At 64.3% G+C, this 25,244-nt stretch carries 28 protein-coding genes and 1 tRNA gene; 19 read left to right on the top strand and 10 right to left on the bottom strand.

Features of this window, described 5'->3' with window-relative positions:
* Positions 1 to 62: 62 nt before the first annotated feature.
* Positions 63 to 1,670, bottom strand: a complete 1,608-nt coding sequence (locus tag ASD94_RS09550; RefSeq protein ID WP_056641920.1) for an AMP-binding protein — start codon at positions 1,668 to 1,670, stop codon at positions 63 to 65.
* Between the two features lie 144 nt (positions 1,671 to 1,814).
* Here ASD94_RS09550 and ASD94_RS09545 point away from each other — a divergent pair, with 144 nt between their 5' ends.
* From ASD94_RS09545 to ltaE, 3 genes are all read left to right on the top strand, one after another.
* Positions 1,815 to 2,465: a TetR/AcrR family transcriptional regulator gene (locus ASD94_RS09545; RefSeq protein WP_056641917.1), complete on the top strand. Its 651-nt coding sequence runs from the start codon at positions 1,815 to 1,817 to the stop codon at positions 2,463 to 2,465.
* 53 nt (positions 2,466 to 2,518) lie between these two features.
* Complete coding sequence (locus ASD94_RS09540) at positions 2,519 to 3,766, top strand: branched-chain amino acid ABC transporter substrate-binding protein (RefSeq protein WP_056641911.1); 1,248 nt, start codon at positions 2,519 to 2,521, stop codon at positions 3,764 to 3,766.
* Positions 3,767 to 3,874: 108 nt separating this feature from the next.
* Positions 3,875 to 4,939, top strand: a complete 1,065-nt coding sequence (ltaE, locus tag ASD94_RS09535) for a low-specificity L-threonine aldolase (protein ID WP_056641908.1) — start codon at positions 3,875 to 3,877, stop codon at positions 4,937 to 4,939.
* A gap of 13 nt (positions 4,940 to 4,952) precedes the next feature.
* Here ltaE and ASD94_RS09530 read toward each other — a convergent pair whose 3' ends face one another.
* Positions 4,953 to 5,672 carry a YggS family pyridoxal phosphate-dependent enzyme gene (locus ASD94_RS09530; RefSeq protein WP_056641900.1) on the bottom strand — a complete coding sequence of 240 codons (720 nt, stop codon included), beginning with the start codon at positions 5,670 to 5,672 and terminating at the stop codon, positions 4,953 to 4,955.
* A gap of 37 nt (positions 5,673 to 5,709) precedes the next feature.
* Here ASD94_RS09530 and ASD94_RS09525 point away from each other — a divergent pair, with 37 nt between their 5' ends.
* The 4 genes from ASD94_RS09525 (at position 5,710) to ASD94_RS09510 (ending at position 9,665) form a co-directional block, all read left to right on the top strand.
* Complete coding sequence (locus ASD94_RS09525) at positions 5,710 to 6,753, top strand: type IV pilus twitching motility protein PilT (RefSeq protein WP_056641897.1); 1,044 nt, start codon at positions 5,710 to 5,712, stop codon at positions 6,751 to 6,753.
* Positions 6,754 to 6,820: 67 nt separating this feature from the next.
* On the top strand, positions 6,821 to 7,456 hold the full coding sequence (locus ASD94_RS09520; RefSeq protein WP_056641894.1) for a cyclic nucleotide-binding domain-containing protein: 636 nt from the start codon (positions 6,821 to 6,823) through the stop codon (positions 7,454 to 7,456).
* 58 nt (positions 7,457 to 7,514) lie between these two features.
* Complete coding sequence (locus ASD94_RS09515) at positions 7,515 to 8,651, top strand: PilT/PilU family type 4a pilus ATPase (RefSeq protein ID WP_056641891.1); 1,137 nt, start codon at positions 7,515 to 7,517, stop codon at positions 8,649 to 8,651.
* A gap of 99 nt (positions 8,652 to 8,750) precedes the next feature.
* Entirely contained in the window at positions 8,751 to 9,665 is a 915-nt protein-coding gene (locus tag ASD94_RS09510; RefSeq protein WP_056641888.1) for an NAD(P)-dependent oxidoreductase, read from the top strand.
* Positions 9,666 to 9,857: 192 nt separating this feature from the next.
* Here the strand turns inward: ASD94_RS09510 and ASD94_RS09505 are convergent, their stop codons facing one another.
* From ASD94_RS09505 to ASD94_RS09495, 3 genes are all read right to left on the bottom strand, one after another.
* On the bottom strand, positions 9,858 to 10,523 hold the full coding sequence (locus tag ASD94_RS09505) for a BON domain-containing protein (RefSeq protein ID WP_056641885.1): 666 nt from the start codon (positions 10,521 to 10,523) through the stop codon (positions 9,858 to 9,860).
* Positions 10,520 to 11,119: an SIS domain-containing protein gene (locus ASD94_RS09500; RefSeq protein ID WP_056641881.1), complete on the bottom strand. Its 600-nt coding sequence runs from the start codon at positions 11,117 to 11,119 to the stop codon at positions 10,520 to 10,522. The genes ASD94_RS09505 and ASD94_RS09500 overlap by 4 nt, the downstream gene beginning before the upstream one ends.
* Before the next feature lie 90 nt (positions 11,120 to 11,209).
* The gene (locus tag ASD94_RS09495) at positions 11,210 to 11,620 is read right to left on the bottom strand and encodes a YraN family protein (RefSeq protein ID WP_056641878.1); all 411 of its coding nucleotides are present in this window, start codon (positions 11,618 to 11,620) and stop codon (positions 11,210 to 11,212) included.
* Between ASD94_RS09495 and rsmI the strand changes: the two genes are divergently transcribed.
* Complete coding sequence (gene rsmI, locus ASD94_RS09490; protein WP_056641875.1) at positions 11,620 to 12,549, top strand: 16S rRNA (cytidine(1402)-2'-O)-methyltransferase; 930 nt, start codon at positions 11,620 to 11,622, stop codon at positions 12,547 to 12,549. The genes ASD94_RS09495 and rsmI overlap by 1 nt on opposite strands.
* Positions 12,550 to 12,650: 101 nt before the next feature.
* On the opposite strand, the gene ASD94_RS09485 is transcribed toward rsmI, so the two are convergent.
* Positions 12,651 to 13,904 carry an Hsp70 family protein gene (locus ASD94_RS09485; RefSeq protein ID WP_056641872.1) on the bottom strand — a complete coding sequence of 418 codons (1,254 nt, stop codon included), beginning with the start codon at positions 13,902 to 13,904 and terminating at the stop codon, positions 12,651 to 12,653.
* 333 nt (positions 13,905 to 14,237) lie between these two features.
* On the opposite strand from ASD94_RS09485, the gene ASD94_RS09480 reads away from it, so the two are divergent.
* The 11 genes from ASD94_RS09480 to ASD94_RS09435 all read left to right on the top strand — a co-directional run bounded on the left by ASD94_RS09480 (position 14,238) and on the right by ASD94_RS09435 (position 21,386).
* Positions 14,238 to 14,837 carry a helix-turn-helix domain-containing protein gene (locus ASD94_RS09480; protein WP_200954216.1) on the top strand — a complete coding sequence of 200 codons (600 nt, stop codon included), beginning with the start codon at positions 14,238 to 14,240 and terminating at the stop codon, positions 14,835 to 14,837.
* Positions 14,838 to 14,913: 76 nt separating this feature from the next.
* Positions 14,914 to 15,705, top strand: coding sequence for a helix-turn-helix transcriptional regulator (locus ASD94_RS09475; protein WP_056641866.1), 792 nt, complete (start codon positions 14,914 to 14,916; stop codon positions 15,703 to 15,705).
* Positions 15,706 to 15,931: 226 nt separating this feature from the next.
* Positions 15,932 to 16,177 (top strand): hypothetical protein, encoded by a 246-nt coding sequence (locus ASD94_RS09470; protein WP_056641863.1) that lies wholly within the window; start codon positions 15,932 to 15,934, stop codon positions 16,175 to 16,177.
* A gap of 259 nt (positions 16,178 to 16,436) precedes the next feature.
* On the top strand, positions 16,437 to 16,598 hold the full coding sequence (locus tag ASD94_RS23535) for a hypothetical protein (protein WP_156391387.1): 162 nt from the start codon (positions 16,437 to 16,439) through the stop codon (positions 16,596 to 16,598).
* A 204-nt stretch (positions 16,599 to 16,802) separates the two neighbouring features.
* A complete protein-coding gene (locus ASD94_RS09465; protein WP_056641860.1) occupies positions 16,803 to 18,035 on the top strand; it encodes a phage/plasmid replication protein, II/X family in 1,233 nt (410 codons plus the stop codon).
* 25 nt (positions 18,036 to 18,060) lie between these two features.
* Positions 18,061 to 18,369, top strand: coding sequence for a hypothetical protein (locus tag ASD94_RS09460; RefSeq protein ID WP_056165032.1), 309 nt, complete (start codon positions 18,061 to 18,063; stop codon positions 18,367 to 18,369).
* Positions 18,370 to 18,486: 117 nt separating this feature from the next.
* Complete coding sequence (locus ASD94_RS09455; RefSeq protein ID WP_156391386.1) at positions 18,487 to 19,005, top strand: hypothetical protein; 519 nt, start codon at positions 18,487 to 18,489, stop codon at positions 19,003 to 19,005.
* Between the two features lie 9 nt (positions 19,006 to 19,014).
* A complete protein-coding gene (locus ASD94_RS09450) occupies positions 19,015 to 19,239 on the top strand; it encodes a DUF4224 domain-containing protein (protein WP_056641853.1) in 225 nt (74 codons plus the stop codon).
* 71 nt (positions 19,240 to 19,310) lie between these two features.
* The gene (locus ASD94_RS24010; protein ID WP_235510615.1) at positions 19,311 to 20,216 is read left to right on the top strand and encodes a tyrosine-type recombinase/integrase; all 906 of its coding nucleotides are present in this window, start codon (positions 19,311 to 19,313) and stop codon (positions 20,214 to 20,216) included.
* Between the two features lie 126 nt (positions 20,217 to 20,342).
* Positions 20,343 to 20,810 carry a helix-turn-helix domain-containing protein gene (locus ASD94_RS09440; protein ID WP_056641851.1) on the top strand — a complete coding sequence of 156 codons (468 nt, stop codon included), beginning with the start codon at positions 20,343 to 20,345 and terminating at the stop codon, positions 20,808 to 20,810.
* A complete protein-coding gene (locus ASD94_RS09435; RefSeq protein ID WP_056641848.1) occupies positions 20,811 to 21,386 on the top strand; it encodes a PIN domain-containing protein in 576 nt (191 codons plus the stop codon).
* A 90-nt stretch (positions 21,387 to 21,476) separates the two neighbouring features.
* Here ASD94_RS09435 and ASD94_RS09430 read toward each other — a convergent pair.
* The 4 genes from ASD94_RS09430 to ASD94_RS09415 all read right to left on the bottom strand — a co-directional run bounded on the left by ASD94_RS09430 (position 21,477) and on the right by ASD94_RS09415 (position 25,212).
* Positions 21,477 to 21,552: transfer RNA gene (locus ASD94_RS09430), tRNA-Phe, on the bottom strand.
* 60 nt (positions 21,553 to 21,612) lie between these two features.
* Positions 21,613 to 22,296, bottom strand: a complete 684-nt coding sequence (locus tag ASD94_RS09425) for a response regulator (protein WP_056641843.1) — start codon at positions 22,294 to 22,296, stop codon at positions 21,613 to 21,615.
* 40 nt (positions 22,297 to 22,336) lie between these two features.
* A complete protein-coding gene (locus ASD94_RS09420; protein WP_056641838.1) occupies positions 22,337 to 24,631 on the bottom strand; it encodes an ATP-binding protein in 2,295 nt (764 codons plus the stop codon).
* On the bottom strand, positions 24,628 to 25,212 hold the full coding sequence (locus ASD94_RS09415; RefSeq protein WP_056642011.1) for a DUF4390 domain-containing protein: 585 nt from the start codon (positions 25,210 to 25,212) through the stop codon (positions 24,628 to 24,630). The genes ASD94_RS09420 and ASD94_RS09415 overlap by 4 nt, the downstream gene beginning before the upstream one ends.
* Positions 25,213 to 25,244 lie beyond the last annotated feature (32 nt).

Genomic DNA, 25,244 nt, shown 5'->3' with positions numbered 1-25,244 from the left:
CTCTATTTTTTATAGCTACCAGCGCATATTCATCTAGCGCAGGTAGCCAATTTTTCATTCAATCAAGCAATATCACGCAGCAGGCGGCGCAGCACCTTGCCCGCGCCCGTGGCGGGCAGCGCGTCGATGAAGCGCACCTCGCGCGGGGCCTTGTAGGGCGCCATGTTGTCGCGGCACCAGGCCACCAGGGCGGCGGCATCCACGTCCTGGCCGGGCTTCTTGACGATGAAGGCGCGCACCACCTCGCCCTTTTCCGCATCGGGCACGCCGATCACAGCGGACTGGGCCACGGCAGGGTGTTTGATAAGCAGGGTCTCCACCTCTTCGGGGAACACGCTGTAGCCCGAGACCTTGATCATTTCCTTGAAGCGGCCGATGAAGGTGAGGTAGCCGTCCGCGTCGATTTGGCCCATGTCGCCGGTGTAGACCCAGCCATCCCGCAGTGTCTTGGCCGTGGCCTCGGGCTTGTTCCAGTAGCCCTTGAAGTTGCCGGGACCGTGGATGGTGATCTCGCCCACCTCACCAGCGGCCAGCGGCGCGCCGGTGTCGGGGTCCACGATGCGGATCGTGTTGCCCGGCACGGGCTTGCCCTGGGTGCCCCAGCGGATCGCGTCCACCGGCATGGCGGTGTCCACGGTGTGGGTTTCGGACAGGCCATAGGCCGCCTCGTGCGAGATGCAATGGGGCGCGAACTGCTGCCACTGCTGGGCCAACGCCTCGGTGAAGGTGATGCCAAAGCTCGTGACCGGGTTGCGACGCAGCGCACTCCAGTCCATGTCGCGTGCGCCGGGCACCTGCATCAGGGCGCCGTTCATGGGCGCAATGCTGTACCACCAGGTCACGCGGTGGCGCTCCAGCGCCTGGGCCACGCCCAGCGGGTCAAAGCGGTACAGCAGCACGGCCGTGGCGCCGGTGTAGATGGGCAGGTTCACACCCATCACCATGCCGGCGATGTGGTACAGCGGCGCCACGGCCAGCAGCGTTTCGTGCGGCGTCATGCCATTGCAGTCCGCCGATGCGGCGGTCTTGAACGTGGCGTTGCCGTAGCTCAGCATGGCGCCCTTGGGCAGGCCGGTGGTGCCCGAGGTGTAGGTCATGAGCGAGACGTCGTCCATCGCCAGCGCCACGGGCGCAGGCCGCGCGCCGGTGCGGGTGGCGGCCAGGAAGTCTTCGCAGCCCGCAGGCGCCGGGCCCATGGCGGTGCGCATGTTCAGCAGTTCGGCAGGCACATCGATGCTGGCCCCCTCGGGCAGCAACTCGGCATAGCGCACCACAAACACGTGCTGCAGCGCGGTCTTGGCGCGCACCTTGTCTACCACGGGCAGCAGCACATCGGCCGCGACGATCACGCGCGCCTGCAGGTCGGTGAGCTGGTATTCCAGCTCGTGCTCCTTGTTCAGCGGCCCACAGGGGCAGACGATGGCGCCGATCTTCTGGATACCGTAGTGCGCCATCACGTACTGGGGGCAGTTGTTCATGAACAGGGCCACGGGCTCGCCCTTGGCCACCCCCAGCGCCTGCAGGCGCGCGGCGAAGGCATCGCTGGCCGTGTCGAGCTGCGCCCAGGTGAGGGGCTGGCCGTACCAGAGGTAGGCGATGCGGTCGGGTGTTTCGCGCGCGTGGCGGCGCAGATGTTCGTGCAGCGGCAGCTGCGGTGCGGCAGAAGGCATGGCGTTGTCTCCGAGGTGTCTGGAATCGCTGGTTCTTGGGGTTTTTGCTAGGTGCTTGCACCCGCCAGCGTCTTGCCAATATATACCGCTCGGTAGAACAATGCTACCCATGGGTATAACTCCAACGTCGCGCAAAGGACACCGATGAACCAGCAGCCCCCCGTGCAGGCCAGCGGCCGCCAGAAGGCCGCCACGGCCGGGTCCGACGAAAAGCGCGAACGCATCCTGCGCGCAGCCGAGGCGCTGTTCGATGCGCAGGGCTACGCCAACACCACCATCGAGCAGATCGTGCAGCAGCTGGGCGTGACCAAGCCCTTTGTGTACTACTACTTTCGCAACAAGCAGGAGATCTTCGAGACGCTGTCCTGGGCGCCCGCCGTGGCGTGTTTCACTGCGATGGACTTTGCGGCGGACGACGACCGGCCCGCGCATGTGAAGGTGACGGAGGGCATCGAGCGGCTGATCCGCGCCACGCTGGAGCACCACCCGTCGGCCTTCTTCCCCTACCGCGAGCCGCAGGTGTACCGGCCCGAGTACCTGGCGGCGCAGAAGGACCTGGCGAACCACTTCTACGACCGGCTGTGCGCGTTGCTGGAGCAAGGCCGCGAGGACGGCATGTTCGAGTTCAACGACACCAAGATCACCGCGCTGGCCGCCTGTAGCCTGCCGGGCTTTCTCTACAACTGGTACCGCCCTGACGGCCGCCTGTCGCAAGACGAGGTGGCGCAGGAGCTGGCGCAGCTGGCCTGGCGTGTGCTGGGGCTGCGGCGCACCCGCAAGCGCAACCCCGCCTGACGCGCACCGCAGCGCCCCGACACCTAGCACAACAACCACCGGAGACAAAACCCATGAAAACAGCGTTTCTCACCCCCCTGGCCGCTGCGGCGGCGCTACTCATCGGCGCGGCCGCCAGCGCGCAGGAGACCTTCAAGGTCGCTTACATTGACCCGCTGTCCGGCCCCTTTGCCAACGTGGGCGAGCTGATGCTCACGCATACGCAGTACGCCATCGAGGACATCAATGCCAAGGGCGGCGTGCTCAAGGGCACCAAGCTGCAGTTGCTGCAGTTCGACAGCAAGCTCTCGGCGCAGGAGAGCCAGAGCGCGCTGCAGGCCGCCATCGACCAGGGCGCCAAGGCGATCGTGACGGGCGGCTCGGGCTCCTCGGTGGTCACGGCGCTGGTGCAGGCGGCGGCGCGCCACAACCAGCGCAACCCGGGCAAGGAGATCCTGGTGCTGAATCACTCCTCGATCGACCCCGAGCTGACGGGCAAGGCGTGCAATTTCTGGCACTTCCAGTTCGAGGCCAACACGGCCATGAAGATGAAGGCCATTGCCAACTACATCAAGAAGCAGCCGGACATCAAGAAGGCGTACCTGCTGAACCAGGACTACGCGCACGGCAAACAGTGGGCGCACTACGGCCGCGAGATGGTGGGCCTGGCGCGACCCGATATCCAGTTTGTGGGCGAGGCGCTGCACCCCATCGGCCGCGTGAAAGACTTCGCGCCCTACCTCGCCAAGGTCAAGAGCACGGAGGCCGACTCGGTCATCACCGGCAACTGGGGTCAGGACATGACGCTGCTGCTCAAGGCCGCGGGTGACGCGGGCTACAACCTGCGCTACTTCAACCACAGCGCGGGCTCCATCCCGGGCACGGTGCTGGCGGTGTCGCAGGCCAAGCAGGGCCAGCTGACCTGGGTGGCCGAGTGGCACCCCGGCCAGGCCGACACCCCCAAGGTGGACGCGCTGGCCAAAACCTACAAGGCCAAGACGGGCAAGGACTTTCTCGCGCCGCGCATCGAGATGACGCCCCGCTTCCTGGCGGCCGCCATCAACAAGGCCCAGTCCACCGACCCGGTGAAGGTGGCGCGCGCGCTGGAAGACCTGACGCTGGAATCGGTGGTGGGCCCCGTGCGCATGCGCGGCGAAGACCACCAGCTGCTGTTGCCGCAGGTGGTCAACACCATCGCGCCGGTGGACGGCAAGGCCGTGAAGGTGGGCTGGGAGGGCACGAACTACGGCTTCCGCACCGATGCGGCCTACACCGGCAATGAGCTGGCGCAGGGCACGGACTGCAAGATGGCGCGGCCTTGATAGCACGGCGCCACAGCGCGCCTTACCCCCACGACGGCAACCGCCCCGGGTCGCCGCTACCATGGCCGGTCATCGCATTCATTGACCCGCCCCACAAGGACCGCGCCCATGCCCGACTTTCGCAGCGACACCGTCACCCAGCCCACGCCCGCCATGCGCGAGGCCATGTTCAAGGCCCCGCTGGGCGACGATGTGTTTGCCGACGACCCTTCGGTGAATGCACTGCAGGACCATGCGGCCGAGCTGCTGGGTTTTGAGGCCGCGTTGTTCGCCCCCTCCGGCACGCAGACCAACCTGATCGCGCTGTGGGGCCACTGCCAGCGCGGCGACGAGGCCATCGTGGGCCAGAGCTGGCACACCTACCGCTGGGAGGCGGGCGGCATGGCGGTGCTGGGCTCCATCCAGCCCCAGCCGGTCGAGACCCAGCCCGACGGCACCTTGCGCCTGACCGACATCGCCGCCGCCATCAAGCCGGACGACCCGCACTTTGCGCGCACCCGCCTGGTGGTGCTGGAAAACACCACCGGTGGTCAGGTGCTGCCGCCCGCCTACATCGCCGAGGTGGCGCAACTGGCGCGCAGCCGGGGGCTGGCCATGCACCTGGACGGCGCACGCATGTTCAACGCGGCCACGGCCAATGCCGCGCGCAACGGCACCGATGTGTACGACGAGGCGCGCGCGCTGTGCAGCCACTTTGATTCCGCATCGCTGTGCCTGAGCAAGGGCCTGGGCGCGCCCGTGGGCTCGCTGGTGCTGGGCTCGCGCGACTTCATCCGGCAGGCCCGCCGCACCCGCAAGATTTTGGGCGGTGGCATGCGGCAGGCGGGTGTGCTGGCGGCCGCCGGCCACTACGCGCTGCAGCACCATGTGCGGCGTCTTGCCGAAGACCACGCCCGCCTGGACCGGCTGGCCCAAGGCCTGGCCGAAGCCAACCGCAGCCACCCCGCGCTGCAAGGCCGCATCACAGTGCTGCCATGGCAGACCAACATCCTGTTCACCGACCTGCATGCAGAGGTGGCGCCCGCATTCACCGCCTGGCTGGCGCAGCATGGCGTGCGCGTGACCAGTAGCCTGTATGGCGGCGCCATGCGGCTGCGCTGGGTGACGCACCTGGATGTGAGAGAGGCGGATGTGACGGCAGCGCTGGACTGCGTGGCGCGCTTCGCGGGCTGATGCACTCCCGGCGTCAGGCGGCGGGGTAAGTCCGCCCGCCGAAGATGCCAGTGCCCACGCGCACCAGGGTGCTGCCCGCCTGGATGGCGGCTTCCAGATCGGCCGTCATGCCCAGGGACAGGGTGTCAAACTGCCCCAGGCGGGGCTCTTCTGCGGCCGATATCTGGTCAAAAAGCCTTCTGGCGCTAGTGTGTATTGCCAGTTGCGCTTCCAATTCAGGAGCATGGTCCGGGATGCTCATGAGCCCCCGCACGGCAAGCCGTGGCAGTTTTGCGACAGCGCGCACCAGCTCCAGGGCCTCGGCCGGGGCCACGCCTGACTTGGTGGGCCCGCCGTCGATGTTGACCTGGATGCACACCTGCAGGGGCGTCAGGTGATCGGGCCGCTGGGCCGACAGGCGCTCGGCGATCTTGAGCCGATCCACCGTGTGGACCCAGTCAAAGTGCTCGGCCACCAGGCGGGTCTTGTTGCTCTGGATGGGGCCAATGCAGTGCCACTGCAGCGCCACATCAGGCAAGGCAGTGCGCACGGCGGCAATCTTGTCCACGCCCTCCTGGATGTAGTTCTCGCCAAAGGCACGCTGGCCTGCGGCCGCCGCCTCCAGCACCGCATCGGCGCCAAAGGTCTTGGAAACGGCCAGCAGGCCCACCTGGGCCGGGTCGCGCCCGGCGGCCTGGCATGCCCGGGCAATCCTGCCCATAACCTGTTGGAGGTTGTTAGCAATCGTGGTCATAATGTTTGGCAAGCGTACCAAACGATAGAGGGACTCCGTGGACATTACCCAATTGCTCGCGTTCAGCGTGAAGAACAAGGCCTCCGACCTGCACCTTTCCGCCGGTCTGCCGCCCATGATCCGGGTCCACGGCGACGTGCGGCGCATCAACGTCGATGCGCTGGACCACAAGACGGTGCACGCCATGGTGTACGACATCATGAGCGACGCGCAGCGCAAGACGTATGAAGAGTTCCTGGAGGTGGACTTTTCGTTCGAGATCGAAGGCCTGGCCCGTTTCCGCGTCAACGCCTTCAACCAGAACCGTGGCGCAGCCGCCGTGTTCCGGACGATTCCGAGCAAGATCCTGACGCTGGAGCAGCTCAACGCCCCCAAGATCTTCGGCGATCTGGCGCTCAAACCACGCGGCCTGGTGCTGGTGACCGGCCCCACGGGCTCGGGCAAGTCCACCACGCTGGCGGCCATGGTCAACTTCCTCAACGAGTCCGAATACGGCCACATCCTCACGGTGGAAGACCCGATCGAATTCGTGCACGAGTCCAAGAAGTGCCTGATCAACCAGCGTGAAGTCGGCCCGATGACGCTGTCGTTCGCGGCAGCTCTGAAGTCCGCACTGCGTGAGGACCCGGACGCCATCCTGGTGGGCGAAATGCGCGACCTGGAAACCATCCGCCTGGCCATGACGGCTGCTGAAACGGGCCACTTGGTGTTCGGCACGCTGCACACCTCCAGCGCCGCCAAGACCATTGACCGGATCATCGACGTGTTCCCGGCCGAAGAAAAGGAAATGGTGCGCGCGATGTTGTCCGAATCGCTGCAAGCCGTGATCTCGCAGACGCTGTGCAAGACCAAGGACGGATCGGGCCGCGTGGCAGCGCACGAGATCATGCTGGGCACCAGCGCCATCCGCAACCTGATCCGCGAGGCCAAGGTGGCGCAGATGTATTCCACCATCCAGACCAGCAACAGCGTGGGCATGCAGACGCTCGACCAGAACCTCACGGATCTGGTGCGCCGCAACATCATCAGCCCGGCCGAAGCACGCAGCAAGGCCAAGATCCCCGAGAACTTCCCCGGCTGAGCCCCCGACAGCACACACCCATGAACGACTTTGCGGCCCCCGCGGGCGCCGCATACCGGAGCGCGATATGAAAGGCATTTTGAGCCTTCTGAAAATGAAAGCCCGCAGCGGCAAGCCATCGGACGATCACACGGATTCCGTGCTGTTCTCCACCGCTTTTGCCGGCCAGGGTGTAGACGACTCCATGCTGGTGCCCTGGGAGGCCCGCGCCGTGGAAGTGGGCGCCAAGCGCCTGCCCACCAGCCGCGGCGGCAAGCTGCTGCAAGGCCTGTGGGCCAAAGACAAGTACATGGCGCACCTGGACAAGGACGCTGTGGAACGCATGGAGCGCTTTTTCGAGTTTGCGGCCATCCCCTCCAACCGTGACGTGATCCGCCAGGACGAGTACGGCAACTTCATGGTGGTGCTGCTCACTGGCACCATTGCCGTGGACCGCGTGCAGCCCTGGGGCGAGCAGCTGCGCCTGGCTGAGACGCGCCCCGGGGATATCCTGGGCGAGATGTCGCTGCTGGACAGCGGCATCCGCTTTTCGGCCTGCACCACGCTGACCGACTGCGAGATCGCCGTGCTGTCTGCCGAGGCCATGGACGACATGATGACCAAGGACCCGCAGCTGGCCGCCAGCCTGATTGCCCTGCTGGCGCGCAAGCTGTCGCTGCGCCTGCGCGTGGTGAGCGCGCGCCTGAGCGACAACCAGAAATGATGCACCTATCCATGACACAAGATCGTCCGGCAGACGACCACCCCCGGGAGAACTTTTGATGGAACGCGATCAGGCCAGTAAATTCATCAATGACCTGCTCAAGCTGATGGTGAGCCGCAATGGCAGCGACTTGTTCATCACGGCAGAGTTTCCGCCCGCCATCAAGGTCGATGGCAAGGTGACCAAGGTATCGCCGCAGCCACTCACGCCCAACCACACGCTCACGCTGGCGCGCGCGGTCATGAGCGACAAGCAGGTGGCCGACTTCGAGCGCACCAAGGAATGCAACTTCGCCATCTCGCCGGCTGGCATTGGGCGCTTTCGCGTCAACGCCTTCATCCAGCAGGGCAAGGTGGGCATGGTGCTGCGGACCATTCCGCTCACGCTGCCCACCATCGACGGTCTGGGCGTGCCGCAGGTGCTCAAGGAAGTGACGATGACCAAGCGCGGCCTGTGCATCCTGGTGGGTGCCACGGGTTCGGGCAAATCGACCACGCTGGCCGCCATGGTGGACTGGCGCAACGAGAACTCGTTCGGTCACATCATCACGGTGGAAGACCCGGTGGAGTTTGTGCACCCCCACAAGAACTGCGTGGTGACGCAGCGGGAAGTGGGCCTCGATACCGACAGCTGGGAAGCCGCCCTGAAGAACACGCTGCGCCAGGCCCCCGACGTGATCCTGATGGGCGAAATCCGCGACCGCGAGACCATGGAACACGCGGTGGCATTTGCCGAAACTGGACACTTGTGCCTGGCCACTCTGCACGCCAACAGCGCCAACCAGGCGCTGGACCGGATCATCAACTTCTTCCCTGAAGAGCGCCGCGCCCAGCTGCTGATGGACCTGTCGCTCAACCTGCGCGCCATGGTCTCGCAGCGCCTGATCCCCAAGCAGGACGGCAAGGGCCGTGCCGCCGCAGTGGAAGTGATGCTCAACACCCCGCTGATCTCCGACCTGATCTTCAAGGGCGAGGTCTCCGAGATCAAGGAGATCATGAAGAAGAGCCGCAACCTGGGCATGCAGACCTTCGACCAGGCGCTGTTCGATGCCTACGAGGCCAACGTCATCAGCTACGAAGACGCGCTGCGCAATGCCGACTCGCTCAATGACCTGCGCCTGCAGATCAAGCTCAACAGCCAGCGCGCCAAGTCGCCCGATCTGGCGCAGGGCACCGAGCATTTCGCGATTGTGTGACGCCAGAGCCAGCCCCACACGCCTTCGCCCAGCTTCACCCGCCCTCCTGGGCGGGTTTTCGTTTTCACCCATACTTTCAGATCATCACGCGATCACACCATGCCAAGCACCAATCCCCGCAACTACGACGCAACCCCCTCCCGCAAGGTCGCCTTTCTGGGCCTGGGCGTGATGGGCTACCCCATGGCAGGCCACCTGGCGCTGGCCGGCCATGAAGTCACGGTGTACAACCGCACCGCTACCAAATCCGTAGCATGGTGCGCAGAATATGCGGGCACCAAAGCCCCAAAACATGCAGCCACGCCCCGCGAGGCAGCCGCGGGCGCCGACATCGTGTTCTGCTGTGTGGGCAATGACGATGATCTGCGCTCGGTCACGCTGGGTGCCGATGGCGCCTTTGCGGGCATGAAGCCCGGCGCGATTTTTGTGGACCACACCACGGCATCGGCCGAAGTGGCGCGCGAGCTGTATGCCGCCGCCCAGGCACTGAGCCTGCAGTTTGTGGATGCGCCCGTGTCCGGCGGCCAGGCCGGGGCACAGAACGGCCTGCTCACGGTAATGTGCGGTGGCGACGCCGCGGCCTTCGAGGCCGCTCAGCCCGTAGCCATGGCGTTCTCGCGCGCCTTCACGCTGCTGGGCGCCAGCGGCTCGGGCCAGTTGGCCAAGATGGTCAACCAGATCTGCATTGCCGGGCTGGTGCAGGCCCTGTCGGAAGCCGTGGCGTTTGGCCAGAACGCCGGGCTGGACATGAAGCAGGTGCTGGAAGTCATTGGCAAGGGCGCCGCGCAAAGCTGGCAGATGGACAACCGTGGCAAGACCATGGTGGACGGCAAGTTCGACTTTGGCTTTGCCGTGGACTGGATGCGCAAGGACCTGGGCCTGGTGCTGGATGAGGCCAAGCGCAACGGATCGCGCGTGCCCGTGACGGCGCTGGTGGACCAGTTCTACGCCGATGTACAAAAGATGGGTGGCAACCGCTGGGATACGTCCAGCCTGATCCAACGCTTGAAATAGCCTCTTGAGCCGCGCCAGCGGTGCCACCCCCCAGGGAAGGCACAACGGCTCAACCAGCGGCTCCTCGGGAGCATTTGCGGGTGCTGCGCCAGTCCCGTGCAGCATGCACGGCGATAGCTGCACTTCAAGAAAAAGTCCCAGGCCACGCAACGCGGCCTGGGACTTGGACCCTACGGTCTGATGCTGCCGTCCTCAGCCCCCGGAAGGCTTGGTATCGGTGGTAACGGGCGCGGGCTGCGGCGCGATGCGACGCAGTTCTTCTTCCGAAACGATCTCGAACACGCGCACCACCTTGCGCACATCGCTCACGCCACGGGCGATGTCCGTGGCACGGTTGGCCTCACGCTGCGAGACACGGCCCATCAGGTAAACCGTGTTGCGCTCGGTCACCACCTTGAAGGAGTTGGCCGAGATGTCCTGCGCATCCACCAGACTCGCGCGCACCTTGCCGGTGATGAAGGTGTCCGTGGACCGCTGGCTCAGCGTGGAGGGGGGCATCACCGCCAGGTCATTGACGACCGAACGCACGTTCTCCACCTGTGACACCATCTGCTCCACCGCTTGGCGGTCCTGGGCCGTGGCAACTTCACCGGTCAACAGCGCCTGGCGGTTGTAGCTGGTCACGTTGACATGGGCCCGGTCGCCCAGCGCTTCGCGAATGCGGTTGGCAGCGCGCAGCTCAATGCCCTCATCCTCGATCTGGGTGCCTGTCGTGCGGCGGTCTACCGCCATCACGCCACCGACCACGGCGCCGCCGACGATCAGGGGCGCGCAGGCCGATAGTGCCGCCGCCAGCGTGGCGGCAGCCAGGGCAGTGCCCACCACGCGGCGGGTGCGGTTCAGGGTTGTTGGGTTCATAGTGGAATCTCCTGTTCACCAAGTAACTGTGCGTCCACGCCGTCGCTCAGGCAGTGCAGTACCAGCGTATGGACTTCGCGCACGCGTGCCGCACGGTCGTGGGGCACGCTGATCAAGACGTCGGTTTCCCGCAGCATGGCGGCGAGCTTGCCGCCGGTGCGACCTGCCAGCACCACCACGGTCATGTCGCGCTCGTGCGCGGCTTCGGCGGCAGCCAGCAGGTTAGGGTCGTTGCCATGGACGGTGAGCGCCAGCAGCACATCGCCCGCCTGGCCCAGCGCACGCACCTGGCGCGCAAACTGCTGGGCGGCATCGGTGCCGCCCACAGCCGCCGTGAGCAGCGTGCTGTCCGATGTGAGCGCCAGCGCCGCCAGCTCGGGGCGTTCGCGCTCAAAGCCGGCCACACAAAAAGCGGCGAACTGCTGCGCCTCGGCGGCTGACGGGCCGTTGCCACAGGCCAGCACCTTGCCGCCGCTCGTCACGCAGGCCAGCACGGCCTGTACGGCAGCGGCAATGGGGTGGCTCAGGGTTTGCGCGGCCTGGTACTTCAGGTCGGCGCTGTCGATGAAATGCTGTTGGATGCGTTGCTCAAGCATGAGGGCCCGATGATACCCGCCGCGTGTTACAGCTTTTGTAGCAAACGGTAGCCACCTGCATTGCGCTGGCGGCCAGTGGGTCGCCCGCCGCTACTGCGCATCGAACGCCGCCTTGAGCCACTGCACCCCCTCCTCCACCAGCACCACGTCAAAACGGCAGGGCGGTGGCGACGGCAAGCGCATCAGGTAGTGCCGCGCGGCAAAGATGATGCGCTGCTGCTTGGTCGCGCTGATGCTGGCCCCGGCGCCGCCAAAGCCGCCATGCGTGCGGCTGCGCACCTCCACAAACACCAGGGTGCCGTCCCGGTCGCGCATCACCAGATCAATCTCACCCCCGCCGCGCCCGGGCGTCCGATAATTGCGCACCGCCAGCTGCAGGCCGGCCGCCTGCAGATGGGTCAATGCCTGATCCTCGGCAGCGTTACCTCGATCACGCGTGGTGACTTTTTTGGCAGCGCCTGGGGCGGCAACGTCGGGTGGTCTTTTTCCAAGGAAATTCATTGAGCGCATCTTTCGCTTCAGCCCAGAGCGCGGCGCACGACGCCGCCGCTGCGCAGCATTATCCGCAGGGCGCGCTGTACGTGGTGGCCACGCCCATCGGCAACCTGGCCGACATCACCCTGCGGGCCCTGCACGTGCTGCAACTGGCCGACACGGTGGCCTGCGAAGACACGCGCCATACGCAGTCCATGCTGCGTGCCTACGGCATCGACAAGGGCGCCAGCCAGTTGCTGGCCGTGCACCAGCACAACGAGGCCGAAGCCGCGCAGAACGTGGTGCACCGGCTGCAGCAAGGCCAGCGCGTGGCCTATGTGAGCGACGCAGGCACCCCCGGCGTGAGCGACCCTGGCGCACGTCTGGTAGCGGCAGTACAGGCCGCAGGCCTGCGCGCCGTGCCACTGCCGGGCGCCAGCAGCATCACCACCGCACTGAGCGTGGCCGGCGCCGTGGCCCACAGCACCGAGCATGGCGGCTTTGTGTTTGCAGGCTTCCTGCCCGTCAAGAACGCGGAACGTGCCAACGTGATTGCCCAGCAGCTGGCCCACGAGCCCCGGTGCGTGGTGCTGCTCGAAGCCCCCCATCGCATTGGCGAACTGGCCCAGGCCCTGGCCGTGCTGGGCGAGCGCCCCGTCACCCTGGCGCGCGAGCTGACCAAACAGTTTGAAGAAGTCACCACCCAGCCCGCACAGGCGCTGACCGCGTGGCTGGATGGGTCCCCCCAGCGCTCGCGCGGCGAGTTTGTGGTGCTGCTGCACCCGGTGCCGGTGGTCAGCGACGCGGGCGACAGCCACCGCGTGCTGCGCCTGTTGCTGGCCGAGCTGCCCCTGAAGACCGCCGTGCGCCTGGCTGCCGAGATCACGGGCGCATCGCGCAACCTGCTGTACGACACCGCGCTGGAGTGGAAGCGCGAAGACGGGGCGCAGGACTGACGCCAGATGCTTCTAAGCAGCGTTTTGAGCGTTTTCGGGCGGTAGCGCTAGTGCAACATGCTCTGTCAGCTATTTAATTGATAGCGATCTGGGGTGCATCACTACCGCGAAACCGCCAGGCCCGCAGCCACCCCGCCAAACAGATCGCCCTCCACCTGCGGGGTTGCCGGGAAGGCCGTGCGCAGCGCCTGCCGCAAGGGCCGCAATGCCGACGAGCCCCCGGTCAGGTAGATCGCATCCACCCCCCCATCGCCCAAGCCCGCCAGCTGCAGGCAATCGCGTGCGCAGGCCACCACCTGTTCCAGCGGCTGCGCCAAGGACTGCGCCAATCCGGGCGGCGTAACCGCTGCGCTGAGCCCGGCCTCGACCCAATCCAGCGGCATGGGCGCCTCGGCATCGGCCAGCGAAGCCGCGATCTTGGCCTGCTCCACCGTGTTGGCCAGGCGGTGGCCCAGCCGCTCGTTCAGCACCCGCATCAGCCGGGCGTGCAACGCGGCATCGGCATAGTCGGTGCGCAAGTTCTGCGCGTCGCGCAGCGCGCGCGGCGAATACAGCCACTGGATCAGGTGCCAGGTCGAGAGGTCAAAAAACACGCGGCTGGGCACCTCGCGCCCCGTCGGGCCGATGTGGCGAAAGCCCAGCAGCGGCATGAGCAGGTCCAGGCTCAGGCGCCGGTCAAAGTCCGTGCCGCCGATGTGCACGCCGGTGGTGGCCAGCACATCGCTGCTACGGTCGGCCCGGGCCATGCGCTCGGGGCCCAGGCGCACCACGGTGAAGTCCGAGGTGCCGCCGCCAATGTCCACCACCAGCACCAGCGACTCCCGGTCGATGCGCTGCTCATAGTCCAGCGCGGCCGCAATGGGCTCGAACTGAAAGCTCACGTTCTCGAACCCTGCAGACAGCGCGGCCTGGCGCAGCGCGTCTTCGGCCTGCTGATCGCGCGCGGCATCGCCGTCCACAAAATGCACCGGCCGCCCCATCACCACCCGCGCGGGCATACCACCCAGCTCGTCACGGGCCTTTTGCGCCAGCATCCGCAAGAAGAGGCCGATGATGTCCTGGTAGCTGACCAGCTGGTTATGCACTGCGGTTTTGTCCTGCAGGAGCGCACTGCCCAGCAGGCTTTTGAGCGAGCGCATCAGCCGCCCCTCGGTACCCGCCAGGTACTGCGCCACCGCATCGCGCCCAAAGTGCGTGCGCTGGTCTTCCGCATTGAAGAACAGTGCCGTGGGCAACGTGGGGGCATCCCCCTCCAGTGCCACCATTCGCGACAGGCCCGCACCCCGCCGCACCGCCATCGCGGAATTGGAAGTGCCAAAGTCGATACCAAGGGTGGTGTCCTGCAGAAGGAGCATGGGAGATGTGGGGAGAGACAACAAGGAATGCGGCGCGGTGCCGACGGCAGCCCGCACCAAGGCAACGGCAGGACCGCGGCATACGGCACCAGCCGTGCGGGCGTGACCCGCGTTGGCAGCGTGCAATTGAAAAAGCCCTTGATTCTTACAAATCAAGGGCTTTTATTTGGTGGCTGGGGCGGAATCGAACCACCGACACAAGGATTTTCAATCTCTCAAAAAATCCTTGTGGATCAACGGCCAACAAGAAAAAGCCCTCTACAAAGGGGAGCGGGATTGTGCCACGGGAAGGCGCGTGTATCCTAGGTAGACATTACTTTTGTAGACACTCCCTTGGCCTCCGAAAAGCTCCCCCCAGTCCCATCGCCAAACGCCTTTGCCTCGGAATTGATTGGCGCCCGAGCAGAGCGCGGACTCACCCAAGGTCAACTCGCTACCAAGAGCGGCCTATCTCTGTCGGCAATCAAGGCCTACGAAGCTGGCAGGAACATGCCTGGTGCGCGGGAGCTGCGAGAGCTATGCCAGGCCTTGCAGATATCACCGAACAAGCTACTTTTCGGCTCTGAGGCTCCGTTTAAGGCTCAGAGCATCGCCGATCTTTTGGTCGATGGAGAGGCCGAAGATGATCATGTTGCGCGTGGAAGAGCAACCTTCCTACTGGGCCTTTTAGCCGCTGACGAGCGCAATGCAATCGTGACGCTCCTACGTTCTTTGGCATTGGCTCGCCATGGTGAAGCGAAGGTACGAGAAGTGCTGCTCAGTGCCGACATGGTTGTAGGCATGGGGCGTGAGATGGGCCGCTTAACAAGGGATGCGGTGGTCAGCAAAGAGCCTTTCAGCGATGAACAGATTGCCGCGTCCGCCGAGCGTCTAGACAAATTTCTGGACAGCCAGGGTCACACTCCCGCACCCAAAAAGTTACCAAAAAATTAGTTTGACATTTAGAGTAACCATGACATAAAGTTACGAATACGGCATTTCGTCGTATTCGTAACTTATGGATGGACTCATGATCGACTTTTCTGAACTGGCGCTTTCCCCCAACGAGTCTCGCGCCGCTCGTAATTTCCTCGGTCTCAGCCAGGCGCAGGCGGCCGAGAAATCCAACCTCCCCGCCCACAAGATCAAGCGTTTCGAGTCGGGCAACTACGTGCCGGACGCACAGTTCCTTCAAGACCTGCGCGAGTTCTATGAGAGCGAGGGTTACAACTTCCACGATGAGGATGCACCAGGCGCCAAGGCCAAGGCGCGCGGCGATGTGTTCCCCGCTGGCGTTGTGGGTGGAACCGACGGCGGCACCGATGAAACCGATGGTTTCCCCCTGGAAAACCAAGGAAAACTGCCACGCCCGCAGAGCGTGCAACTGCAGTTCATGCGCATCACCCCGAGCCTGGAGAGCGCCCAGGTGGACCGGGTTTTCGACTGCATCGAGGACAACGAGGAAGCCATCCGGACGGGCATGGCCCTGCCAATCCGCAACGGTTTTTTGTCCGAAAGCCCATCGGCGGCAACCCAGGCCCAGGCCATTGCACTGCTGCGCCGCCTGGCCGAAAACGGCCTGCTCTACGCCCGCTTGATGGGCCGTGAGCTAGTGGGCATGCCGCCCGCCGATGGTCCAGCGGAATCGGGCGACTTTCTGCTTGGGGCCAGCAGCAAGGCCAAGGCGGCGACGGTGGGCGACCTGCTGGCGCTGGCGATGGCAGACCTGCAGCGCGCCGTGGTGGACGGCGACACAGAGGCTCAGGCGCGCCGCAAGGGCCGCGCCGAGCCGGTGGAGGTGCTTCAAGCGTTGGTCGGCTGAGGCGCGGCGGCAATGCGCCACCTCATTGATCAACAGGGGGCCTGTGTGCCCCCCTGCCCTCCCCAGACGTGGCGCCACAAGGCGCCGACCGGGGCACCCGCTTGCACGCCAGTGCATGCGGGGGAGGAGGGAACCACGTCCATCAGGGCGCTCGCGCCCAGCACTGCCAGCGCCACCGCGTGCGCCTGCCAGTTCCCCGCTCGCTTCACCCCCATGGAAGCCTGACATGCCGTTGCTCACCCTTTCCCAAGAACAGCTCTACGAGCTGAACGATGCCGCCAATGAGGTTCTGGAACGCATGCTGCGCGACGGCCAGGACGCCGCCGAAATCAAGCTGGGCGCGCTGCCCAATCTTTGGGCTGCATTGAAGGCCGTTCGCCTCGCCCTGCTGGGCACCCTGGACACGCCAGGCATGAATGAGCTGGAGCCCCGCGTTTTGGCGGCCATCGCCAGCCCCAAACGAAAGGCCTGAGGCATGAGCACGACCGCCGCGCCCCCTTCGCCTTTCATCGCCACGGCCACCCTTCCCAACGGCGTTTGCAAGCGCTTCCGCTTGCTGCAGTGCTTCGATGGCTATGTGGCCGTCTGGCGCGCTGCCGGTTTTCTCCTGACATGGCAAGACCCCCGCACGGTTTTCATCACGCGCGGCGGGCTGGACGCTGGGCCACAGCGCCCCGCAGCAGACCCGGCCCAACTCACCCCATCAACACCTCACACAGAGGCTCTGAATCATGGTCAAACTCGATTTGGGCGTTGCCAAGCTCGATTGGTACGTGCTCTCCAACCCTTCGGCCAACACCGGCCCTTTCTCGTTCTCCATCGACCACGAGGGCATCTTCCTGTTCATCAAGCCCGTGCAGCTCGCGCTGCTGTGGCCTTGGGTGAAGGTATGAGCCAGAAGCCCGCACAGCCCGCCTTCGCCTGGTGGACCACCCCCACCACTCGCGCATTGCATCGTTCGCCCACACAACCCGCCACGGGTCTGCATCGCCGTCCCTTTTCTGGCGCAAAGACCGCTCTTCAACACCCCACGGAGGCTACCCGTGCAACAGCACAAATTTTCCCCTTCACGGGCAGTAACACCCCGTATGAGTCTCATGAGTGAGACAGCAGCCAGCGAAGCGCAGCAGCTCATGGGACTCGATACGGTACGGATCAAAAGCCCTTACATGGCCCGCAACATCGTGGACAAAGTCAAAGCCCAGGGGCAGAGCTACTGCCAGGTGCTCAACGAAACCGGGGAGCTGCTGTGGGAAGTCACCCGCACCAACCTCAAGGGCTCCTACGACTCACGGATCATGGTCAAACCCATGTACGAGGACTGCCAGAAGTCCAAGAGCGGCAAGCCCGAATGGCACCCTAGCCCGCCCTATCTGATCGTGGAGTGCTCAGTCCCCAAGGCCATGAACGGCCAGAACGTCTATGGGGTGATCGAGGACATGCAAACTGCCTGCGAGAACGTGCGCACGCTACTGCAGCAGCTCATGGGCATTGAACTGCCCCACACCGGCAATTGGACCGTGCAGCGTGTGGACTGGGCCGAGTCCTTCCAGTTGCCCTACCAGGCGGTGCAGGAGTTCTTCGAGGGTATCTACCACGTGGCCTTCCCGCGCCGGAAGATGCAGAAATACGGCAACGAGTCGATCTTCGTTCCGGGCACCACCACAACGATCAAGCTGTACCACAAGGGGCCCGAGTTCCAGAAAAACGACCGCAAGCGCCTGGCCTGGGTGCTGCGCAACTTCTTTCAGGAGAACAAGCCGCGCGACGCTGCGCCAGATTGGGCCCAACGGCAGGCCTATCGGAAGGTGGCGGCAATCCAGCGCCTGGCAAACAACCGCCTGCGCGCAGAGGTGGAAGTGCATGCCGAAAAGCTGGACTACGACTTCGGCCACAAGCCCAAGGTGCGCGAGGTCACCACCGAGTACCTGCAGGCCGTGTTCGACAAGGAGATCGGCCGCTTGCTGCGTGAGGGCAAGGACGGCGTGCAGATCGTGCGCACTAGCTTGGCCGTGCGCGACCGCCTAGAGGCCAGCTACTCACTCGCCCTGGCGGGCAACCTCCACGGCTTCTGGCTGGGCCTTGCCACACACGGTGAGGAAGACATGAAGACCAGGAGCACGCGCCCCACCTTCTACCGCCGTCGCAAGCAGCTTGAGGATGTGGGCGTGTCCTGGCTCGCCACCGATACACAACTCATTGAGCGTCAGGGGCAAATGCTGCCCGCTGATTTCTCCCCCGTTCGTGCAAACGCCAGGCGCTGTACCAGCCTGGTGCGCGAAAGACCCGCCTTCGACTACCGAAGCGGACTACTCCAACTGGCCGCGTAAGGCCATCTTCCCGAAGGAAATCATCATGAGCGAAACCGTTCTCGTATTGCGTGCCGACCGGTACGAATTCACCAGTGAAAAAACCGGCGAAATCATCAAGGGCGCCAACGTTTATTTCATCAGCGACACCCAGGTCGAGACACCCAACGCGGTAGGTGACAAGCCGATGAAGGTTGCCATCAGCGACGAGGTGTTCAACGACATCAAGCACTACGGCGCCCCGGCCATCTACGACATCACGACCAAGACCAGGCCGGGAAAAGATGGCACAGCCACTGTGACGCTGGTGAAAGCCAAGTTCCAGCAGCCATTCAAGCTGCCCGAGTCGGAATAAAAAAAGCGCTCACGTGCAGCAACACATGAGCGCCCACCGAACCACAAAACCCTATCCGTGATCGGCCCTGGCAGCTTACTCCATGTATGCCACCAGAGGCCATGAATCGAGGCTTCTATGCTTTTTCACGCCCCCAGAAATATCTACGGTATCGATTGCTTCCGCATGTTCATGGACGAGGTTGGCGGGGGTGTCGAAGGGGTGAGCAAATACCTTGGCGTCCATGAAAACACTGTTCGCAGCTGGCTGCGCGAAGCCACACCCGTACCTCGGGCTGCGGTGCTGGCTTTGTTCTGGGAGTCGAAGTGGGGCCGCTCGCAAATCTTCACGGACCAGGTGAACGAAATCCGCCTGCTGTATCGGCAGGTCTGCATTCTGCAGGACCAGTACCAGAAGGCCAAAGACATCATCACGGGGCTGCGTGCCATGCATGCGGGCTCAGCCAATGAACCTCTTTTTGAAGAACTGCCCGACCTCGGTTATCAGCAGCCCCCAACCTTCGCTGCAGATGCCACACTGCCATTGCCTCTCGAAGCACCTGCGCCCATACAGGATGTGCCTCCCGCCCCTGTTTCCTCACGCGCCGCACAGGCCATGCAGGCATTGGAACGCACGCGCGCTGCTGCTGGCCGCTGAGGAGGCACCGTGGACTCGCCGCTCTTTCTCACCGCCGATGAACTCAGCACGCTCACCGGGTTCAAGACACCAAAAAGGCAAGTGGAGTGGCTGCGCACCAAGGGCTGGCGTTTCGAGATCAACGGCAATCGTCAGGCCATCGTGGCCCGCAAATACGCGGAAAAGATGCTGGGTTGCGGAGCGCCTGAGGAACAGAGCTACCAGCCCAATTTCCGGGCGCTGCAGGGGGCGTGATGGGGCGTCGTAGGCAAGCCAATTTCGATGATCCCCCGCGCTTTCACCGCAAGGGCAACGTCTGGTATCACGTGAGTGGCACCCTGCCCCGTGTGTGGACCAAGCTCTCCAACGACCGCGCCGAAGCCCTGCGCCTGTGGGCACAGCGTGAAGGGGTGCGCGAGGACGAATCCACCCGGCTTTTCTCGGTAGTGGCCAGGCGCTACGTGCGGGAGGTGTTCCCCACCAAGAGCGTGCAGACCCGGCGCGACAACGACAAGGAACTCGCCAACCTGCTGCGCGTGTTCGGTCACATGCCCATCGAGGCCATCGCCCCCATGCACATCCGCCAGTACATGGACCTGCGCGGCCAGGTGGCAAAGGTGCGCGCCAACCGCGAAAAGGCCCTTTTCTCGCACATCTTCAACAAGGCCAGGGAATGGGGTTTCACCACCGCACAGAACCCCTGCCAGGGCGTGAAGGGCTTCAAGGAAACAGGCCGCTCGCGCTATGTCACCGATGAGGAATTCGACCGCGTGCGGGCCAACGCGCATTGCACGGTGGTGGATGCCATGGACATTGCCTTGCTGACCGGCCAGCGGCCCGCCGATGTGCTCAAGATCAAGCGCACCGACATTCGGGATGGGGCCTTATGGATCGTGCAGAACAAGACAGGGGCACGCCTGGGCATCGAGCTAACGGGAGAGCTGGCCGCCGTGATCGAACGGATCAACCAGCGGCCCCGCAAGGCCATCAGCGCGTTTCTGATTCAGGACGAGAACGGCCAGCCGCTAAGCCAGGGGGCGCTGCGCTCACGCTTTGACAAGGCACGCACGCTGGCGAAGGTAGATTTTCAGTTTCGGGACATTCGGGCGAAGGCTGCGACGGACACAGGGGATCTCGCGCACTCGCAAAAGCTGCTGGCGCACAAAAATCGGGAGATGACAGAGCACTATGTGAAAAGTCGAGTGGGAGAGCGCGTAAGACCCCTCCGGTAGCTACCCCCTTGGTTGGATACGTGCAGATCACGCTCAGGGGAACTTCGTTTAATTCGATTGATTCGAATAATGCGAATATGCATAAAATGACTCAAAGTCTTTTCTGAGCACCCCAAGGAGAACCAAATGAAAGCGCCAGACCTGCTTGAACCAGTAGTGAGCGAAGAGGAGGCGGAAATGGCCAAGGTGGCCTATCGCTGCCTCACTACAGCTCTGGATCACTCGAATGCGCCACGCATCGTGCTGGTCGATGAGGGCGGCAAAGAGACAGACGCACCGGCGCTGGTGCTTCCTCCACAGGCCCTGCGATTTTTCGCCGAAGTTCTGAAGAGAATGGCCCAGCAGCAGCCCATCGTCCTCATGCCTCAAAGGCACGAGCTGACAACCCAAGAGGCAGCAGCCTTCCTCAACGTCTCGCGCCCCTTCGTCATCAAGGAGATTGAGGCCGGTCGATTGAAGTGCCACAAGGTCAATCGGCATCGGCGCATTGAGTACGCTGAACTACAGCGTTACAAGGCTGAGCAACGGACGAACACCGCTGCCGCTCTTCAAGAGCTGACAGACCTATCAGAGGACCTAGGAATGGAATTTTGAATGGCAGGCTCAGCACGTTACACGGCGATCTTGGATGCCAACACGCTGTATCCGACTCTCGTTCGTGATCTCTTGCTCAGCCTGGCTGCAGCGGGCCTGTATCACGCACGATGGACAGATGCGATCCACGAAGAATGGACGCGCAACCTGGCCCAAGACAAACCGGAGTACGCAAGCAAATTGCCAGCCATAGTGGCCGCGATGAACCGAGCGATTCCAGATTGTTTGGTCCAGAACTATCAGCCCCTCGTGGGCTGCATCACATTGCCCGACCCCAAGGATCAGCATGTCCTGGCTGCAGCGATCGCGGGCCATGCTGATGCCATCGTCACGTTCAACACCAAGGACTTTCCTCTATCAGTCCTGGCCCCTCACGGCATTGAAGTTCAGCACCCGGACGACTTCGTGATGAACCAACTCCAGCTCCAGGAATTGAGCGCCCTCGAAGCCATCAAGATGATGCGTGCGCGCTGGAAGAACCCTCCGCGCTCCGCCAACGAACTGATCGAGGCGCTGGAAAAAAGGATGATGCCGCTGTCTGCGGCACACCTGCGCGAGGCACAGGGCCTGATCTAGCGCCCCAACTCGATTGCAGCTTTTGTAGAAGTTCGCGCGCAAATGTAGAAACGCCCCAGAACCCTTTCGGGCGCTGGGGCGCATAAACACTGGTGGCCTGGGGCGGAATCGAACCACCGACACAAGGATTTTCAATCCTCTGCTCTACCGACTGAGCTACCGGGCCTGAGCCTCAAATTATAGCCAGAAAAATCAGCGCTTCCGGCCAAAGGCACAAATTAATTGTTCAGCCGCGCTTGCCGCGCCCCAGGTCCACGCCCAGCTGACGCAGCTTGCGGTACAGGTGGGTACGTTCCAGGCCGGTCTTTTCGGCCACGCGGGTCATGGAGCCGCCTTCGCGGGCCAGGTGGAACTCAAAGTAAGCCTTCTCAAAACCGTCGCGCGCTTCGCGCAAGGGGCGGTCCAGGTCGAAGCCCTGGTGGGCGTGCGGGCCGGGGTCCACCCCGGCCATCACCGCCGAAACGGCAGGCAGCTGCGAGAAGGTCGGGTCGGCCGGCGCGCTAGCGGGCGCGGCCACGGCAGCCACGGGCGCAGCCTGGTGGGCGGCGTTGCGGGCAAGACCCTGCTCCACGGCCTTGAGCAGCTTTTGCAGGGTGATGGGCTTTTCGAGGAACGAGAAGGCGCCGATGCGCGTGGCCTCTACCGCCGTGTCGATGGTGGCGTGGCCACTCATCATGATGACCGGCATGGTCAGCACGCCGGCGGTGGCCCATTCCTTGAGCAAAGAGACGCCATCGGTATCGGGCATCCAGATGTCCAGCAGCACCAGGTCATAGGCGTTGCCCGCCCGGGCCGCTCGGGCCTGGGTGGCGTTTTCTGCGAGGTCTACGCTGTGACCTTCATCGTTCAGGATTTCCGACAGCAGGTCACGAATGCCGAGCTCATCATCGACCACCAGAATGTTTGCCATGTGTGTTGAAGCGCCTTGGGGGTACTGCGGGGCGGTGTTGTTATGACGCCACCGCTGGTTCAGGGGCGAATGATAACGACACTTGGGCGCCGCGGACCACGCCGTCTTCGGTACGGTTGGACAGTTCGATGCGCGCGCCGTGCTCATCTGCGATCTTTTTGACCACGGCCAAACCCAGGCCGGTGCCTCGCGGTTTGGTGGTGACATAGGGCTCGAAAGCGCGCTGCAGGATGTGCGACGGAAAGCCCCCGCCACTGTCCGATACCGTGAGCCGGACGCGGCGTGACGATTCGCTCCAGCGGGTGCTGATGCGCACCGGCGGCACCGGCTCGGAAGCCCCGGCACGGGCCTGCTCGGTGGAGTCCTGGGCGTTCTGCAGCAGGTTGTGCACGACCTGCCGCAACTGCTGCGCATCGCCCGCAATCCAGGGGCAACGCGGGTCCAGCTCGGCTTCTACAGGCACGGTGGCGTTTTCTGCACCATATAAATGGAGCACGTCGGCGACCAGTGCGTTGAGGTCCAGCGCATGCAGTTCTGCGGCGGGCAGGCGGGCGTAATCGCGGAACTCGTTGACCAGCCGCTTCATTGCATCGACCTGATCGACGATGGTCTTGACGGACTTGGCGAGGATGGCTTGCTCCGCGTCTGGCAGCTTGCCCGAAAGCTTCATTTCAAGCCGCTCGGCGGAGAGCTGGATAGGGGTCAGCGGGTTCTTGATTTCGTGCGCCAACCGGCGCGCCACCTCGCCCCAGGCCTGCGCGCGCTGGGCGGAAACGATCTCCGAAATGTCGTCAAAAACCAACAGCCGGGTGGCATCGGGCAGCTCGGCCCCCCGCGCGACCAGGCTGGTAGCGTGCTGTCCGGCGCCGCCGGAGGAGGCATGCAGCTCAAACGGCTGCTGCCAATGGTCCAGGCCATGGCGTTCATGGTCCCCCAGAAACGCATCGAAGTGGCCTTGGACGGACGCGGCAAACTCGGCAAGCCCAGGCACTTCGGACAATGGCCGCCCTTCGTACGCAGCCATGGGGGCACGCAGGATGCGGGTGGCGCCCGGATTGGACGAGCGGATCAGTCCCTGCGCGTCCAGCACGATGACGCCCGCCGTGAGGTTGTCCAGGATGGTCTGCAGGTTGGCGCGCGAGGCATCGACCTCGCCCATGCTCTGCTCCACCGCCTGGCGCGCGTCTGCCAGTTGCTGCGTCATCAGTGCAAACGAGCGCGTGAGGCCGCCCAGCTCGTCCTTGCTCTGCAGCGCGGCCTTGGGGCTCAGGTTGCCAGCCGCCACCTCGCGCACCCCTTCGGCGAGCACCAACAAAGGCCGCGCCAGCTGGTTGCCCAGCAGCACCGCCAGCAGCACCGCGCCGAACACCGCTAGGAACAGGCTCAGCGTGAGCGTGCCCACATACATGCGCCGCAGCCCGCCCCGGGCGAGCGCACGCTCCTGGTATTCGCGGTTGGCTTCCTGCACGGCGATGGCATTGGCCACCAGAGCCGGCGGCAGGGGCAAGGTGGCCTGCAGATAGCGCGGCTCCATCAAAAGGCCCACGCTGGGGCTGCTGACCAGCGCTAGCACCTTGACCCGCGCGTTCTGCGCGGATGCCGGGTCGACAATGTCGTCCAGCCCTTCAATCTGCGCCGTGGCGCGCTGCTGGCGCGCGGTGCGCAGCGAGGCGGCGCCCGGCCGCTCCGGGTTGAGGCTGAACCGCGACTGCCCCGCGCTGGCCACCGCCTGGCCGGACGCGTTCCAGAGCACCACGTCGGTCGCGCCCAGCTGGTCGCGAATGCGCTCCAGCACCAGGCCCGCAGCGGCATCGGGCACCTGAGCCACCTGGGTGCTGGCATTGCGGGTTTTGGCCGCCATGTCCGTGGCCAGCGAATCGAGCGACACACGGGCCAGGTTGACACCCGCGGACAGCGCCCCCTCCACCTTCACGTCGAACCAGCTTTCGATGGAGCGCGTGACGAACTGGTAAGACACCACATAGATCAGCAGCCCCGGCATCAGCCCCACCAGCGCAAAAATGGCTGCCAGCTTGACGAGCAGGCGGCTGCCAAAGCGCCCCTTGCGCAAGCGCAAGCCCAGGCGCACCGCCACCCAGCCCAGCACCAGCAGCAGCAGCAACGCCACAAACACGTTGACGCCAAACAGCCAGGCGTAGTTGCGCTCGTACAGCACGCGATTGTTGGTGGCCAGCGTCAGCAAGAACAGCAGCACCAAGCCGATGGCCGACATGATGGCCGCGCCGACGCCCACGGCCCAGCGCACTGCGCGGGACTGGCGGGCCGTGGCGTGGGTCGATGCCGAAACGCCGGTGGATGGGGGGGAAGTGCTCACTTGGCGGGTTCTGCGCCCAAGCGCTGGCTGCGGGAGACCAGCAGATTCCAGCCCGACCGGCCGACTGCGCCGATCTGGAAGGGTCGCGGCAGTTGGGACATGTCCAGGCGGAAGCGGAAGTTCACCGTATGCACAGCATCAGACTCGATCACATCGCGTTCAGCGATCTTCCAGCGTGAAAACCGCTGAATAGCCGAAAGGGCATCGGCATAGTTGTCAAAGTTTTGACCCAGCACGACCCCCAGGCCGCTGTTGGTAAAGGGTGTCGAAGAGATGTTCAGGCGCCACCGGCGGGTGAGCGGCTGGTAGCTCAGGCGGAAGTATCTTGTGGTCTCGGCCACCTGCCGGTCCGACCAGTACCAGCGGTCACGCAGTACCTGAGCATCGGCCACGAAGAACATGGGAATGCCTTTTTGCAGGGCGTCCTCGGCCAGATCGGGGAGTTCAAACTGCAGGGTGGCACTCAGATACAGGCCGTCATCACCGCGGTCCAGCCGCAGGTCGCCAACTTCGGTGGAAGCGGCTTGCGCGGCCGAGGCCTGTGGCGCCAGGCAGAACATGCCCACCCAAAGGAGCCACATGCACACACACACGAGCAACCAATGGGCCCTAC

The organism is Acidovorax sp. Root70 (assembly GCF_001428225.1).
In the GTDB taxonomy this organism is placed as follows: domain Bacteria; phylum Pseudomonadota; class Gammaproteobacteria; order Burkholderiales; family Burkholderiaceae_C; genus Acidovorax.
Note: the sequence above shows the minus strand (reverse complement) of the source record. Positions and strands in the feature narration are given on the sequence as shown.

Excerpts from the sequence above, each read along its gene's own strand:
- ASD94_RS09550 (WP_056641920.1), bottom strand. The coding sequence starts at position 1,670 with ATGCCTTCTGCCGCACCGCAGCTGCCGCTGCACGAACATCTGCGCCGC.
- ASD94_RS09545 (WP_056641917.1), top strand. The coding sequence starts at position 1,815 with ATGAACCAGCAGCCCCCCGTGCAGGCCAGCGGCCGCCAGAAGGCCGCC.
- ASD94_RS09540 (WP_056641911.1), top strand. The coding sequence starts at position 2,519 with ATGAAAACAGCGTTTCTCACCCCCCTGGCCGCTGCGGCGGCGCTACTC.
- ltaE (WP_056641908.1), top strand. The coding sequence starts at position 3,875 with ATGCCCGACTTTCGCAGCGACACCGTCACCCAGCCCACGCCCGCCATG.
- ASD94_RS09530 (WP_056641900.1), bottom strand. The coding sequence starts at position 5,672 with ATGACCACGATTGCTAACAACCTCCAACAGGTTATGGGCAGGATTGCC.
- ASD94_RS09520 (WP_056641894.1), top strand. The coding sequence starts at position 6,821 with ATGAAAGGCATTTTGAGCCTTCTGAAAATGAAAGCCCGCAGCGGCAAG.
- ASD94_RS09515 (WP_056641891.1), top strand. The coding sequence starts at position 7,515 with ATGGAACGCGATCAGGCCAGTAAATTCATCAATGACCTGCTCAAGCTG.
- ASD94_RS09510 (WP_056641888.1), top strand. The coding sequence starts at position 8,751 with ATGCCAAGCACCAATCCCCGCAACTACGACGCAACCCCCTCCCGCAAG.
- ASD94_RS09505 (WP_056641885.1), bottom strand. The coding sequence starts at position 10,523 with ATGAACCCAACAACCCTGAACCGCACCCGCCGCGTGGTGGGCACTGCC.
- ASD94_RS09500 (WP_056641881.1), bottom strand. The coding sequence starts at position 11,119 with ATGCTTGAGCAACGCATCCAACAGCATTTCATCGACAGCGCCGACCTG.
- ASD94_RS09495 (WP_056641878.1), bottom strand. The coding sequence starts at position 11,620 with ATGAATTTCCTTGGAAAAAGACCACCCGACGTTGCCGCCCCAGGCGCT.
- ASD94_RS09485 (WP_056641872.1), bottom strand. The coding sequence starts at position 13,904 with ATGCTCCTTCTGCAGGACACCACCCTTGGTATCGACTTTGGCACTTCC.
- ASD94_RS09475 (WP_056641866.1), top strand. The coding sequence starts at position 14,914 with ATGATCGACTTTTCTGAACTGGCGCTTTCCCCCAACGAGTCTCGCGCC.
- ASD94_RS09470 (WP_056641863.1), top strand. The coding sequence starts at position 15,932 with ATGCCGTTGCTCACCCTTTCCCAAGAACAGCTCTACGAGCTGAACGAT.
- ASD94_RS23535 (WP_156391387.1), top strand. The coding sequence starts at position 16,437 with ATGGTCAAACTCGATTTGGGCGTTGCCAAGCTCGATTGGTACGTGCTC.
- ASD94_RS09465 (WP_056641860.1), top strand. The coding sequence starts at position 16,803 with ATGAGTGAGACAGCAGCCAGCGAAGCGCAGCAGCTCATGGGACTCGAT.
- ASD94_RS09460 (WP_056165032.1), top strand. The coding sequence starts at position 18,061 with ATGAGCGAAACCGTTCTCGTATTGCGTGCCGACCGGTACGAATTCACC.
- ASD94_RS09455 (WP_156391386.1), top strand. The coding sequence starts at position 18,487 with ATGCTTTTTCACGCCCCCAGAAATATCTACGGTATCGATTGCTTCCGC.
- ASD94_RS09440 (WP_056641851.1), top strand. The coding sequence starts at position 20,343 with ATGAAAGCGCCAGACCTGCTTGAACCAGTAGTGAGCGAAGAGGAGGCG.
- ASD94_RS09435 (WP_056641848.1), top strand. The coding sequence starts at position 20,811 with ATGGCAGGCTCAGCACGTTACACGGCGATCTTGGATGCCAACACGCTG.
- ASD94_RS09425 (WP_056641843.1), bottom strand. The coding sequence starts at position 22,296 with ATGGCAAACATTCTGGTGGTCGATGATGAGCTCGGCATTCGTGACCTG.
- ASD94_RS09415 (WP_056642011.1), bottom strand. The coding sequence starts at position 25,212 with ATGTGGCTCCTTTGGGTGGGCATGTTCTGCCTGGCGCCACAGGCCTCG.